The sequence below is a fragment of the Microbacterium lacus genome, assembly GCF_039531105.1.
GTDB lineage: Bacteria > Actinomycetota > Actinomycetes > Actinomycetales > Microbacteriaceae > Microbacterium > Microbacterium lacus.
In genome coordinates this window covers 1,383,498-1,395,965 of the sequence record NZ_BAAAPK010000001.1, presented here as the reverse complement: position 1 = coordinate 1,395,965, position 12,468 = coordinate 1,383,498, and the positions used below count along the sequence as shown (strand labels likewise).

Genomic DNA, 12,468 nt, shown 5'->3' with positions numbered 1-12,468 from the left:
CTCAATCGATCGTCACGTAGTCGGCGGCGGAGTACGCCCCGGTGCGCAGCTTCTGCCGCTGCAGCAGCACGTCGTTCAGCAGGCTCGACGCGCCGTAGCGGAACAGGTGCGGCTGCAGCCACTCCTCGCCGACGGTCTCGGCGACCGTGACAAGGTATTTGATCGCGTCCTTCGAGGTGCGGATGCCGCCCGCCGGCTTCACGCCGATCTTCTCGCCGGTCGCGCGGTGCCAGTCGCGCACCACTTCGAGCATGAGCAGCGTCGTCGGCAGCGTGGCCGCCGGCTGCACCTTTCCCGTCGAGGTCTTGATGAAGTCCCCGCCGGCGAGGATCGCGAGCCAGGAGGCGCGCTTGATGTTGTCGTATGTGGTGAGCTCGCCGGTCTCGAGGATCACTTTGAGCGAGGCGTACGTGCCGTCCGCCCGACGGCATGCCTGCTTCACCCGGACGATCTGGTCGAAGACCTGCCCGTAGCGCCCGGCGAGGAACGCCCCACGGTCGATCACCATGTCGATCTCGTCGGCGCCCGCCGCGACGGCATCCGCTGTGTCGGCGAGCTTGATCTCGAGCGACGCCCTGCCGCTCGGGAAGGCGGTGGCGACGGCCGCGACCGAGACGAGTCCGTCGTCCGGATCGCCGTGCGCGGCGCCGAGCGCCTGCACGGCGTAGGGCACCATGTCGCCGTACACGCACACCGCAGCGACGCGCGGACACGTCGGGTCGGACGCGTCCGGGGTCAGCGCCTTCGCGACGAGCGAGCGCACCTTGCCGGGGGTGTCGGCACCCTCGAGGGTCGTCAGATCGATGAGCTCGATGATCTTGTCGAGCGCCCATGCCTTCGAGGTCGTCTTGATCGACCGCGTGCCGAGCGCGGCGGCGCGCTGCTCCAGCCCGACCGCATCGACGCCGGGAAGACCGTGCAGATAGCGCCGGAGGGTGGTGTCGTCGGGCTCGCCACCCAGGAGCGCCACGGCGCGCTCGGGCAGCGTCTGCAGGTCTGTTCTGCTCATCGGTCTCTCGTTCCTCTTCACGCTTCGCGGGATTCCCCGGGATCTCGGACGGCGAGGGCGAGCTCTTCTCACCCGCTCGCGCGCGGTCCGCTGCCGGTCGTGGCCCGCGTGTGCCGCAGCATCACCACGACGCCGATCGCCACGACGACCACGAAGGCGATCGTCAGGCATGTGAAGGCGAACCAGTTCTCGTCCAATGCCAGGACGATCCCTGCGGAGATGACGGCGATCGCCGCGGCGGCGAGCTTCGATCCGAACTTCAAGCCTACCCCGGGTGTGAGCCGCCCCGCCGGTGCGTCGTCTCTCGCGAGGATCAGGTCGGCGAATCCGTCGAGCGTCGCGAGGAGCGCGGCGGAGTACGCCACCGCGCAACCCAGCGCCCCCCAGAGGTTGACGGTGTTCGCCGGCGCGGCCACGGCGCTCAACAGACTCACGGCGTCCACGGCTCCGATCGTAGGACCCGCGGCACTCCCGGTCTACGGGCCACCGCCCTGGCGCCGGCTAGGACAGCGCGGCCCGCACGCGCCCGACGTCGTCGTTCATCTGCGCGACCAGCGCCTCGAGCCCCTCGAACGCCGCCATCCCGCGGATGCGCCGGACGAACTGGACTTCGACGCGGTGACCGTACAGATCGAGGTCCGATTCATCCAGCACATAGGCCTCGACCTGGCGTCGCTCGACGTCGTCGAAGTGCGGGTTGACGCCGATCGAGATCGCGGCGGGGTACCGCACTCCCGAACGCAGTCCGTTCGCGGATCCCTCGTCGATGAGCCAACCGGCGTAGACGCCGTCCGCGGGGATGAAGCCCTCGGAGTCCGGCGAGAGGTTCGCCGTCGGGAAACCGAGCTCGCGACCGCGCTTGAGTCCGTGGACCACTTCGCCCCACACGGATGCCGGCCGGCCGAGCAGCTTCGCCGCCGACTCGACGTCCCCCTCGGCGAGCACTTCGCGGATCCACGTCGAGGACACCCGACGACCCGCTCCGACCGCCCGCACGTCGTCGACCACGTCGACGTCGAAACCGAACTCGCGACCGAGCGTGCGCAGCGTCTCCGGGTCGCCCGCTCCGCCGCGGCCGAACCGGAAGTCCCCGCCGACGAGCACGGTGCAGGCGCCGAGCGCGGTCACGAGCACGCGCTCGACGAAATCGCGCGGCGAGAGGTCGGCGAGCTCCCGATCGAAGCGCAGGACGAGCACCGCGTCGACGCCCGTCTCGGCGAGCAGCTGCACCTTCTGGTGCACGCCGATCAGATCGTCCGGGCACAGATCGGGTCGCAGCAGCGCGAGCGGGTTCCGGTCGAAAGTGACCGCGACCACGCGGGCATCCGTGGTGGCGGCGTCGACCCGCGCCCGATCGATCACGGCACGGTGACCGGAGTGGACGCCGTCGAACTTGCCGATCGCCACGACCGAGGGGCCGAAGCCGTCGGGGACCTCGGCAGGGTCGTGGAACACGATCACGCGCGGACCGCCGCGGGATCGGCATCCGTCGGCGACGCACTGCGCGGCCGATGCGTGACGAGCCACCAGATCCCGAAGAACGGCAGCACGAGCGGCACGAACAGGTACCCCATCCCGAACCACGACCACACGGTCGGGTGGGCGAACAGGTCCGGCAGCAGCAGGCTCAGCGTTCCGATCACGAGAACTCCGGCCAGCTCGAAGCAGATCGCCACCCACGCCGTGAGGTACCAGCCCCGGGAGCCGGCGAACACGAGGGCGAGCGTGGCGATGATGTACACGACCGCGGACGCAGCGGAGAGGCTGTAGGCCAGCGGGGCCTCCTCGAAGCGCTGAGCGATCTGGACGAACGAGCGGCCGGTCGCGGCGAGCGCCATGATCGCGTAGACGATCACCAGGACGCGTCCGATTCCGGACATGCGGGGGCGGGCTGAGGGCGACATGGCGGGTCAAGCTTACGTGCTGGCTCAGGCGACCTGGATCGTCCAGATCGCCTGCATGCGCCACACCATGACCGCCACCGCGAGCGCTCCGATCCCCATGATGACCGTGCTCCAGCGGCTCCGTTCGAGCAGTGCCCACGCGACCGCGGCGGGCGGGATGAGCGCAGCCGAGACCAGGTAGACCCAGAACTCCAGCAGGCTCCCCGTAGGCGGGTTGCCGGCGAGCGGAGCGATGATCGCGACGATGATCTGCGCGATGAGCAGGAGTTCGAGCAGCGCGAGACCGGCGACGCTCAGGTCGCTCGGGCGCCGGCCGGCAAGGCCGAGCACGACGCACAGCAGGCCCGCGATCACGGCGACCCCGACTTGGACGAAGGTGAACCACAGGATCATGCGCTCTTCTCCTCGGGGAGGTTCATGACGCTCTTGAGGTCGGTGCCGCGGCGCTCGACGATCCCCACCATGACGCCCGACGGATCGATCGCCGCGGTCGGGTTCCGTGTCATGCGCGTCGCCGCCCCGGCGATCCGCTTGCCGTGACGCAGATCACGGGCCTCTTCGCCGGTCACCTCGATCGCGCCCAGGACCGCGCGGGCCGCGCTGGCGGGGTCTGCGAGCGCGGCGGCCGAGATCGCGTCGACGGATGCCGCACCGGCGACCTCGAACGGGCCGATGCGCGTGCGCCGCAACGCCGTGAGGTGTCCGCCCACGCCGAGCGCGGCGCCGAGGTCGCGGGCGAGCGCGCGGATATAGGTGCCGCTGGTGCAGTCGACCACGACATCGAGGTCCGTGAAGCCGCCGTCTACGCGACGGCGGCGGACCTCGAAGCGGGACACCGTCACGCTGCGGGCGGCGAGCTCCACCTCCTCCCCCGCACGAGCGAGGTCGTACGCGCGGCGCCCGGCGACCTTGATCGCCGACACGCGGCTCGGCACCTGTGAGATCTCGCCGGTCAGCGCGGCGATCTCGGCGTCGATCCGCGCGGGGTCGAGGGATGCGGCATCCGTCACCCGTTGGATCTGCCCGTCGGCGTCGTCGGTGTCGGTGGACGCGCCGAGCCGGATGGTCGCCTCGTAGGTCTTGTCCAGCCCGACGATGTAGGTCAGCAGTCGCGTCGCGCCCTCCACACCGAGCACGAGCAGACCCGTCGCCATCGGATCCAGCGTGCCGGCGTGTCCGATCTTGCGGGTGCCCAGGGCGCGCCTCGCGCGGGCGACCACGTCATGACTCGTGATGCCTCCCGGCTTGTCGACCAGGAGGATTCCGGCGGCGACCATCAGCAGTAGTCCGCCCAGACGCGGGACGGATGCGCGAGGTCGGTGTTGTCGACGATCGCGGATGCCGCAGCCCGCGGATTCGCCTCCTTGAGGTACAGCTCCTGGCCCTGGCGGTACCGCGCGTTCGAGGGCGCGGAGGGGCTCGGATCGGAGCCGTCCCGCAGCGCCAGTCGCTGTGCGGCCACATCGATGGGGACATCGAGCCAGACCGACCAGTTCCAGAGGTTCCTCAGCTCGGGACGGTGCAGGAAGATCCCGTCGACGATGAGGACGGCATCCCGCGGCGCCGTCGTCCACGCCGACTCGACGGGCTGGTCGCGCACGACGTCGAACGCGGCGAGCTGGAACCCGGTGCTCGCCCCGGTCTGCCCACCCTCGCGGAACGGGTCGATCAGCACACGACGGAAGGTCGTGAGGTCATAGGAGTCGCGGTAGAAGCCTTCGGGCGACTGCCTGCCACGCGCGTACCGCTCCGCCCGCGGGCGGTGGAAGTCGTCGATCGAGGCGCGGAAGACCGCAGAGCCGTCCTCGGCGAAGACATCGGCGAAGGAGTCGGCGAACACGGTCTTGCCCGCACCGTCGATGCCGTCGACCGCGATGATCACCCGGCCACCGCGATTGTGCTGACGCACTTCGTCCCGGAGGCTGCGCAGCAGCGTGGTGACCGGGGTGGTGGGCAGGCGCATGGCTCTCAGCCTATCCGCGCAGGCTGCGCGCCTTCCCTGCGCGGATGCCGCAGAATCGGCGACGGAAATCGCGGTCGACCCGGTGAAGGCCCTGGGCGACCGCACGCATAACGAGATCCTGCACTTCGTGCCACCGCCACCCAGCCCTTGCGCACCCGCGGGATCTCGCTGCGCGCGACGGTGGCGCGGACGTGATGGTCACTGTGACCGTGCAGTCCACGTGAGCGGGCACGCACGATCCCGCCCGCCGCGTCGAGGATTCAGAGGGACGGAGGGCTCCGATGACCCTCCGAAACCGAGATCCCCTCCGCATCCGCGACCGCCCCCTGCTCGTAGGCTGGTCGGCATGCCCGAGCTCGCCGCCCCGCTCATCGAGTGGTACCGGAAGAACGCCCGGGAGCTCCCGTGGCGGGCACCGGGATTCGGCGCCTGGGGGACGCTGGTCAGCGAGTTCATGCTTCAGCAGACACCCGTAAACCGCGTGATCCCGCACCTCGATGCGTGGCTGACGCGCTGGCCGGCACCCACCGACCTCGCCGCCGCCGCTCCGGCGGACGCCGTGCGGCAGTGGGCGAACCTCGGCTATCCCCGGCGTGCACTGTGGCTGCACCGCGCCGCGGTCGAGATCCGCGATCGCCACGCGGGAGTCGTGCCGCGCGGCGTCGATGACCTCCTCGCCCTCACCGGGATCGGCGACTACACCGCCCGCGCGGTCGCGGTGTTCGCGTACGGGGATCGGCATCCGGTGGTCGACACGAACACGCGCCGCGTGATCGCCCGCGCGGTCGGCGGACGCTCGCAGCCCGGGCCTCCGACGCGCAGCGATCTCGCGGACATGGCCGGGCTCCTGCCCGCCGGACGCGAGGACGCCGCGATGTTCAACGCCGCGACGATGGAACTCGGCGCCGTGGTGTGCACGGCACGCGCGCCGCGATGCGACTCATGCCCGATCACGCATATCTGCGCGTGGCGCACCGCCGGCTACCCCGACACCGGTGACGACCGACGGCGCCAGGCGCGCTATGAGGGCAGCGACCGGCAGGCTCGCGGCGCGGTGCTGAAGACGCTGCGGGATGCCGATGCCGCGGGCATCCGCACGGACGAACTCCTCGCCGACTGGTCGGATCCGCACCAGCGCGACCGCGCGATCACCTCGCTCGCCGACGACGGACTCATCGAACTCGTGAACGGGAGCGCGAGGCTCCCGCACTGAGGTCACCCCTCGCGGGCGGCGCCCTCGTCGTCGGCTTCTTCTTCGGCCTCGTCGAGCTCGCGGGGCTTGACGTACGGATCGGCGTCGCCGGCGTACTGAGCGGATGCCGCAAGACCCGCGACCGCCGCGTCGCGCTCACGCGCTTCACGCAGCAGCGAGGCGATGTGGTCGGCGTTCTCGGGGATCGCGTCGAGGATGAACTCGAGCGTCGGCGTGAGGCGGGTGTTGAGGTTCTTGCCGACCTCGGAGCGCAGCAGGCCGGTGGCGGACTTGAGTGCCGCCGCCGTGTCGGCGCGCAGCGCCTCATCGCCCATCACGGTGTAGAACACCGAAGCGTGCTGGAGGTCGCCGGTCACCTTGACGTCGGTGATCGTGACGAATCCGAGCCGCGGATCGCGCAGCCCTCTCTCGAGGCGCTCCGCCAGCACCACGCGGATGCGGTCGGCGACGCGCGCCTGTCGTTCTCCAGCCATTTCCTACTCCCTCTTCCCACCGCCGGCGGGCTATCGAGCGCAGGCGATGGATGATGCCGGGATAGTCGGGGCCTTGGGGGTTCCCGTTATCCCGGCGTCATCCATCGCCGTAGCGTTCCGAACCTCAGCCGCGCGGCTTCTCCACCATTTCCGTGGTCTCGATCTCGTCGCCGATCTGGATGTCGTTGAACTTGCCGAGGCCGATACCGGCCTCGAAGTCCGTCCGCACCTCGGTGACGTCGTCCTTGAAACGACGCAGCGACTCGATCTGCAGGCCGTCCGCCAGCACGACGCCGTCGCGGATGACCCGCGCCTTCGCGTTGCGCGTGATCGTCCCGGAGCGGACGATGACACCGGCGATGTTGCCGAACTTCGAGGAGCGGAACACCTCGCGGATCTCGGCGACACCGGACTGAACTTCTTCGAACTCCGGCTTGAGCATGCCCTTGAGGGACTGCTCGACGTCGTCGATCGCGTTGTAGATGACCGAGTAGAACCGGGTGTCCACTCCTTCGCGGGACGCACGCTCGCGCGCCTTCGTGTCGGGGCGGACGTTGAAGCCGATGATGATCGCGTTGTCGATCGTCGCCAGGTTCACGTCGGACTCGGTGATCGCACCGACGCCGCGGTGGATGATCCGCAGCTGCACGGAGTCATCGACCTCGATCTTCAGCAGCGACTCCTCGAGCGCCTCGACGGCACCCGACACGTCACCCTTGATGATGAGGTTGAGCGATTCGACCTTGCCCTCCTGCAGAGCACGGGTGAAGTCCTCGAGCGAGATGCGCTTGCGGGCCTTGGCCAGCTGCGCGTTGCGCTCGGCCGCTTCACGCTTCTCGGCGATCTGGCGGGCGAGGCGGTCCTCGTCGGTCACGATGAACGTGTCACCGGCACGGGGCACGGAGTTGAGCCCCTGGACCTGCACGGGGCGCGACGGCCAGGCTTCGAGGACGGGCTCGCCGTTCTCGTCCGCCATGGCGCGCACGCGGCCGTACGCGGTTCCCGCGACGATCGCGTCACCGACGCGCAGCGTTCCGGACTGGATGAGCACGGTCGCCACCGAACCGCGGCCCTTGTCGAGCTTCGCTTCGATCGCGACGCCGCGGGCCGCCTTGTTCGGGTTCGCCGTGAGGTCGAGCCCGGCATCCGCCGTCAGCAGGACGGCGTCCAGAAGCTCCTGGATGCCGGTCCCGGCGCGCGCCGAGACGTCGATGAACATCACGTCGCCGCCGTACTCCTCGGCGACCAGGCCGTACTCGGTGAGCTGCTGGCGCACCTTCGCGGGGTTCGCGTCGGGCTTGTCGACCTTGTTCACGGCCACCACGATCGGCACGTTCGCAGCCTGCGCGTGGTTGAGCGCCTCCACCGTCTGCGGCATGATGCCGTCGTCGGCGGCGACCACGAGGATCGCGAGGTCGGTCACCTGCGCACCACGGGCGCGCATGGCGGTGAACGCCTCGTGACCCGGGGTGTCGATGAAGGTGATCGCGCGCTCGATGCCCTCGTGCTCGGTCCAGACCTGATAGGCACCGATGTGCTGCGTGATGCCACCGGCCTCGCCGGCGACGACGTTGGTCTGGCGGATTGCGTCGAGCAGTCGGGTCTTACCGTGGTCGACGTGACCCATGACGGTCACGACCGGCGGACGGATCTCGAGGTCGTCCTCATCCTCGTTCTCGAGTTCGGCGTCGAGGTCCAGACCGAAGCCCTCCAGGAGCTCCTTGTCCTCGTCCTCGGGCGAGACCATCTGGATCTTGTAGCCGAGCTCTTCGCCGAGGACCTCGAAGGTCGCCTCGTCGAGGGATTCGGTGGCGGTCGCCATCTCACCCAGGTTGAAGAGGATCGTCACGAGCGTGCCGGGCTGCACGGTGTAACCGCGGATCGCCTCGAGCTTGTCGGCGAAGTCGGCGATCGACGCGCCACGGCGCAGACGGATGATCTCGCCGTTGCCCTTCTGGACGTTGACGCCACCAACCTGCGGGGCATCCCGCATCTCGAATTCCTGCCGCTTCGCCCGACGCGACTTGCGCTGCTTGGACTTGCCGCCACCCTTGCCGAAGGCACCCGCGGTGCCACCGCCGGGGCCACGACCACGGCCGCCGCCGCCGCCGGGACGACCGGCGAAGCCGCCGGGCGCACCGCCGGGGGCACCACCGGGACGCTGGAAGCCCCCACCGGCACCTCCCGGACGGCCGGGACCGCCCGGTCGCTGCTGGAAGGGCGCACCGGGACGACCGCCCGCACCGGGGCGACCGGGACGCGCACCGGGTGCACCCGGACGCGGGGCACCGGGACGCGGGGCCTGCGGACGCGGGATGTTGCCGGGGCTCGGCGCGGGCCGCTGGCCCATTCCCTGTGCGCTCGCGAACGGGTTGTTGCCCGGGCGCGGTCCGGCGGGCCGCTGGCCCATGCCCTGCGCACTCGAGAACGGGTTGTTGCCCGGGCGCGGAGCGCCGGGCGCGCCACCGGGACGCGGTGCGCTCGGTGCGGCGGTCTCCGCCGCAGGCGTGCTCGCGGCAGGCGCGGGCGCGCTCGGTGCGGGTGCCGGAGCGCTGGACGCCGCGGGGGCGGATGCCGCAGCCGGGGTCGGCGCCGCGGGAGCGGCGGGTGCCGGCGCGGCCGGGCGCGGCGCGCCCGGGCGCGCGGCACCGGGCTTGGCGGCGCTCGGCGCGGCGGTGGCTGCCGCCGGAGCGGATGCCGCAGCCGGCGCGGCGGCCGGCTTACCGGCGCCGTCCGCCTCGAGGGCGGCGCGGAGCTTGCGAGCCACGGGGGGCTCGATGGTGGATGAGGGGCTCTTGACGAATTCGCCGAGCTCCTTGAGCTTTGCAAGAGCGATCTTGCTGTCGACACCGAGTTCGGAAGCGATCTCGTGTACGCGTGGTTTGGCAGCCACAATTCTCCTGTCTGGGGTTGGTCCACCCAGGCAGGGCAGACCTCAGTCGCGGACGGGTCTCATTTCGAGCCGTTCACTTTGTTTCCATAGCCGTTCAGCCGTTTCTCGAAGGTCTGCGTATCCAGAGGACCTGACACACGCAATGCCCGTACGAAAGCGCGTCGCCGCAGAGCGGCATCCATGCATTCCGTGCTGTCGTGCACCCACGCGCCCCGCCCCGGCATCGACGCGCCGACATCTGCGATGAGGGTGTGATCGACGGCCACGACTCTGAGGAGCGCGGACCGGGGGGCACGCGTGCGGCATCCGACGCACGTCCGTACGGGCTCTATCTTACACCTCGGGGCGGACGGGGCATGCCTCAGGACTCCAGGACGCTGTCCGGCTGGATGTCGATCTTGGCGCCTGTGAGCTTGGCGGCGAGGCGCGCGTTCTGCCCCTCCTTGCCGATCGCGAGCGACAGCTGGTAGTCGGGGACGAGCGCCCGCACCGCCTTCGTGGAGGCATCGAGGATGAAGCTCGAGGTGACCTTCGCCGGCGACAGCGCGTTCGCGACGAACTTCGCCAGCTCGGCGTCGTAATCGACGATGTCGATCTTCTCGCCGCCCAGTTCCTCGGTCACCGCCCGCACGCGTCGACCGAGCTCACCGATGCACGCGCCCTTCGCATTGATCGTGGGATCCGTCGCACGCACCGCGATCTTCGTGCGGTGCCCGGCTTCGCGGGCGAGCGAGACGATCTCGACGAGCCCCGCGTTGATCTCGGGCACTTCGAGCGCGAACAGTTTGCGCACGAGCCCCGGGTGCGTCCGCGACACCGTGATCTGCGGACCCTTCGTGCCCTTGGCCACGGACGTGACGTAGACGCGCAGACGGGAGCCGTGCGCGTAGTCCTCCCCCGCGACCTGCTCCTCGGGCGGGAGAATCGCCTCGATGGATCCGAGATCGACGTGCACCATGCGGGGGTTCGGCCCCTGCTGCACGATACCGGCGACGATGTCGCCCTCCTTGCCCCGGAACTCGCCCAGCACCGCGTCGTCGGCGATGTCCCGCAGCCGCTGGCTGATGACCTGCTTCGCAGCGAAAGCCGCGATGCGCCCGAAGTCGTCCGGGCTGCTCTCCTCTTCGCCGATGATCGCGCCCTCGTCGTCCGTGAGCGGCAAGAAGACCGCGACGTGACCCGTCTTGCGATCGAGGACCGCGCGGGCGCCGGCGGGCAGTTCGCCGGTCGGCGAGGTGTGCTTGGCGTAGGCGGTCAGGATCGCCTGTTCGATGATGCGCGCGAGCTCATCGAAGGGGATCTCCTTCTCTCGCTCAATCGTCCGCAAGAGTGACAGATCGATGTCCATGAGTGACCTCCCTATTCAGCTGTCGCCGTCGCGCGAGCGGCGCGCGGCATCCGTCCAGGGTACCGGATGCCGGCCGCGGTGTTCTGGGCGGCTGCTGGTCAGCCTCAGCGCCCGCCCGCCATACTGACCCCATGGATGCGATCAACGAATGGCTGCTGACCTGGGGCGACGCGCTGTGGACGTGGGTGGTCCTGCCGGGCGTGATCCTGCTCGGCCTGTACTTCACGCTGCGATCCGGGGTCGTGCAGTTCCGGCTCATCCCCGAGATGTTCCGCACCCTCACCGACAAGACCCCGCGCGATGCGGGCGGGCGCCCGCAGTCGGTGTCGGCATTCCAGGCCTTCACCATCTCTGCGGCCTCACGGGTGGGAGTCGGCAACATCGCCGGGGTGGGCACGGCGATCGCCATCGGCGGCCCGGGAGCGGTGTTCTGGATGTGGTTGATGGCCTTCATCGGAGGCTCCTCGAGCTTCATCGAGTCCTCCCTCGCCCAACTCTTCAAGATCCGTGACAAGGACGGCTTCCGAGGCGGACCCGCCTACTACATGCAGCGGGGGCTCAAGGCACGCTGGATGGGCGTCCTGTTCGCGGTCATCCTGATCGTCTGCTTCCCGATCGCCTTCAGCTCCCTCCAGGCCAACACGATCCAGGCCACCCTCGCCGGCAGCTTCGGTGAGGACTCCGCAGGCTGGCTGCCCTGGGGAGTCGGCATCGGGCTGGCGGTCCTGATGGCCCTGGTCATCTTCGGCGGCGTCCGTCGGATCGCCTCGGTGACACAGCTGCTGGTCCCTGCCATGGCGCTGCTGTACCTGATCGTCGGGATCGTCATCCTCGTGATCCATGCCGACCGCATCCCCGCGGCCTTCGCCTCGATCTTCACGGAGGCGTTCGGCTTCAACGAAGTCGTGGGGGCGAGTCTCGGCTACATCATCCTCACCGGAGTCAAGCGTGGGATGTTCTCCAACGAGGCGGGTCTCGGTTCCGCTCCGAACGCCGGGGCGACGGCGGCGGTCACCCACCCCGTCAAGCAGGGCCTCGTCCAGACCCTCGGCGTCTATTTCGACACCTTCCTGGTGTGCTCGATCACGGCGTTCATCATCCTGGTCTCCGTTCCCGATCTCTCCGAGGCCGGGCGCGGGATCGGACTCACACAGGGCGCGATGACGAGCACGCTCGGCGAGTGGTCGAACGTGCTGTTGAGCGTGATCATCTTCCTTCTGGCGTTCAGCTCGATCCTCGGCAACTACTACTACGGCGAATCCAACATCGAATTCATCACGCCGCGTCCGGCCGTGCTGACCGCGTACCGGCTGCTGGCGGTGGTGGCGGTCTTCGTCGGATCGGTGATCTCGGCCGACGTGGTCTGGAACTTCGCCGACGGAGCGATGGGGCTCATGGCGCTGGTCAACCTGATCGCGATCGCCCTGCTGTCGGGCATCGCCTTCCGGCTGCTGAAGGACTACACCGCTCAGCGTCGCGCCGGGCGGAACCCCATCTTCACGCGCGCGCTCATGCCCGATGTGGACGGGATCGCGGTGTGGGAGGACGAGCTGTCCGTCACGGGGCCGGTGGACCTTCCCACGAGGGACCACGAGGCTCAGAAGCACCGCGATCACCTGCACCGCGCCACCGCGGATCGCGACGCCGACCCCTTCGGCTAGCCCG

13 protein-coding genes are annotated in these 12,468 nt (G+C 69.7%); 2 read left to right on the top strand and 11 right to left on the bottom strand.

The window, feature by feature from the left end; translation table 11 throughout:
* Position 1: 1 nt before the first annotated feature.
* From deoC to ABD197_RS06485, 7 genes are all read right to left on the bottom strand, one after another.
* On the bottom strand, positions 2 to 1,009 hold the full coding sequence (gene deoC / locus ABD197_RS06515; protein WP_344052794.1) for a deoxyribose-phosphate aldolase: 1,008 nt from the start codon (positions 1,007 to 1,009) through the stop codon (positions 2 to 4).
* A 68-nt stretch (positions 1,010 to 1,077) separates the two neighbouring features.
* On the bottom strand, positions 1,078 to 1,452 hold the full coding sequence (locus tag ABD197_RS06510; RefSeq protein WP_344052792.1) for a hypothetical protein: 375 nt from the start codon (positions 1,450 to 1,452) through the stop codon (positions 1,078 to 1,080).
* Positions 1,453 to 1,510: 58 nt separating this feature from the next.
* Positions 1,511 to 2,470, bottom strand: a complete 960-nt coding sequence (locus ABD197_RS06505; protein ID WP_344052790.1) for a bifunctional riboflavin kinase/FAD synthetase — start codon at positions 2,468 to 2,470, stop codon at positions 1,511 to 1,513.
* Positions 2,467 to 2,913 carry a hypothetical protein gene (locus tag ABD197_RS06500; RefSeq protein ID WP_344052788.1) on the bottom strand — a complete coding sequence of 149 codons (447 nt, stop codon included), beginning with the start codon at positions 2,911 to 2,913 and terminating at the stop codon, positions 2,467 to 2,469. The genes ABD197_RS06505 and ABD197_RS06500 overlap by 4 nt, the downstream gene beginning before the upstream one ends.
* Positions 2,914 to 2,937: 24 nt before the next feature.
* Positions 2,938 to 3,306 carry a hypothetical protein gene (locus tag ABD197_RS06495; protein ID WP_344052786.1) on the bottom strand — a complete coding sequence of 123 codons (369 nt, stop codon included), beginning with the start codon at positions 3,304 to 3,306 and terminating at the stop codon, positions 2,938 to 2,940.
* Positions 3,303 to 4,190 carry a tRNA pseudouridine(55) synthase TruB gene (gene truB, locus ABD197_RS06490; RefSeq protein WP_344052784.1) on the bottom strand — a complete coding sequence of 296 codons (888 nt, stop codon included), beginning with the start codon at positions 4,188 to 4,190 and terminating at the stop codon, positions 3,303 to 3,305. Before truB ends, ABD197_RS06495 begins: the two co-directional genes overlap by 4 nt.
* Positions 4,190 to 4,876 (bottom strand): nucleoside/nucleotide kinase family protein, encoded by a 687-nt coding sequence (locus tag ABD197_RS06485; RefSeq protein ID WP_344052782.1) that lies wholly within the window; start codon positions 4,874 to 4,876, stop codon positions 4,190 to 4,192. The genes truB and ABD197_RS06485 overlap by 1 nt, the downstream gene beginning before the upstream one ends.
* 346 nt (positions 4,877 to 5,222) lie before the next feature.
* Here ABD197_RS06485 and ABD197_RS06480 point away from each other — a divergent pair, with 346 nt between their 5' ends.
* Positions 5,223 to 6,089, top strand: a complete 867-nt coding sequence (locus ABD197_RS06480; RefSeq protein WP_344052780.1) for an HhH-GPD family protein — start codon at positions 5,223 to 5,225, stop codon at positions 6,087 to 6,089.
* A 2-nt stretch (positions 6,090 to 6,091) separates the two neighbouring features.
* Here the strand turns inward: ABD197_RS06480 and rbfA are convergent, their stop codons facing one another.
* From rbfA to nusA, 4 genes are all read right to left on the bottom strand, one after another.
* Positions 6,092 to 6,562 (bottom strand): 30S ribosome-binding factor RbfA, encoded by a 471-nt coding sequence (gene rbfA, locus ABD197_RS06475; RefSeq protein ID WP_344052778.1) that lies wholly within the window; start codon positions 6,560 to 6,562, stop codon positions 6,092 to 6,094.
* A 124-nt stretch (positions 6,563 to 6,686) separates the two neighbouring features.
* On the bottom strand, positions 6,687 to 9,455 hold the full coding sequence (gene infB, locus ABD197_RS06470; RefSeq protein ID WP_344052776.1) for a translation initiation factor IF-2: 2,769 nt from the start codon (positions 9,453 to 9,455) through the stop codon (positions 6,687 to 6,689).
* 59 nt (positions 9,456 to 9,514) lie between these two features.
* Positions 9,515 to 9,787, bottom strand: coding sequence for a YlxR family protein (locus ABD197_RS06465; protein ID WP_344055807.1), 273 nt, complete (start codon positions 9,785 to 9,787; stop codon positions 9,515 to 9,517).
* Between the two features lie 29 nt (positions 9,788 to 9,816).
* Positions 9,817 to 10,803, bottom strand: coding sequence for a transcription termination factor NusA (nusA, locus tag ABD197_RS06460; RefSeq protein ID WP_344052774.1), 987 nt, complete (start codon positions 10,801 to 10,803; stop codon positions 9,817 to 9,819).
* Positions 10,804 to 10,934: 131 nt separating this feature from the next.
* Between nusA and ABD197_RS06455 the strand changes: the two genes are divergently transcribed.
* Entirely contained in the window at positions 10,935 to 12,464 is a 1,530-nt protein-coding gene (locus tag ABD197_RS06455; RefSeq protein ID WP_344052772.1) for an alanine/glycine:cation symporter family protein, read from the top strand.
* The last annotated feature ends 4 nt before the right edge of the window (positions 12,465 to 12,468 follow it).

Excerpts from the sequence above, each read along its gene's own strand:
- deoC (WP_344052794.1), bottom strand. The coding sequence starts at position 1,009 with ATGAGCAGAACAGACCTGCAGACGCTGCCCGAGCGCGCCGTGGCGCTC.
- ABD197_RS06500 (WP_344052788.1), bottom strand. The coding sequence starts at position 2,913 with ATGTCGCCCTCAGCCCGCCCCCGCATGTCCGGAATCGGACGCGTCCTG.
- ABD197_RS06495 (WP_344052786.1), bottom strand. The coding sequence starts at position 3,306 with ATGATCCTGTGGTTCACCTTCGTCCAAGTCGGGGTCGCCGTGATCGCG.
- truB (WP_344052784.1), bottom strand. The coding sequence starts at position 4,190 with ATGGTCGCCGCCGGAATCCTCCTGGTCGACAAGCCGGGAGGCATCACG.
- ABD197_RS06485 (WP_344052782.1), bottom strand. The coding sequence starts at position 4,876 with ATGCGCCTGCCCACCACCCCGGTCACCACGCTGCTGCGCAGCCTCCGG.
- ABD197_RS06480 (WP_344052780.1), top strand. The coding sequence starts at position 5,223 with ATGCCCGAGCTCGCCGCCCCGCTCATCGAGTGGTACCGGAAGAACGCC.
- rbfA (WP_344052778.1), bottom strand. The coding sequence starts at position 6,562 with ATGGCTGGAGAACGACAGGCGCGCGTCGCCGACCGCATCCGCGTGGTG.
- nusA (WP_344052774.1), bottom strand. The coding sequence starts at position 10,803 with ATGGACATCGATCTGTCACTCTTGCGGACGATTGAGCGAGAGAAGGAG.
- ABD197_RS06455 (WP_344052772.1), top strand. The coding sequence starts at position 10,935 with ATGGATGCGATCAACGAATGGCTGCTGACCTGGGGCGACGCGCTGTGG.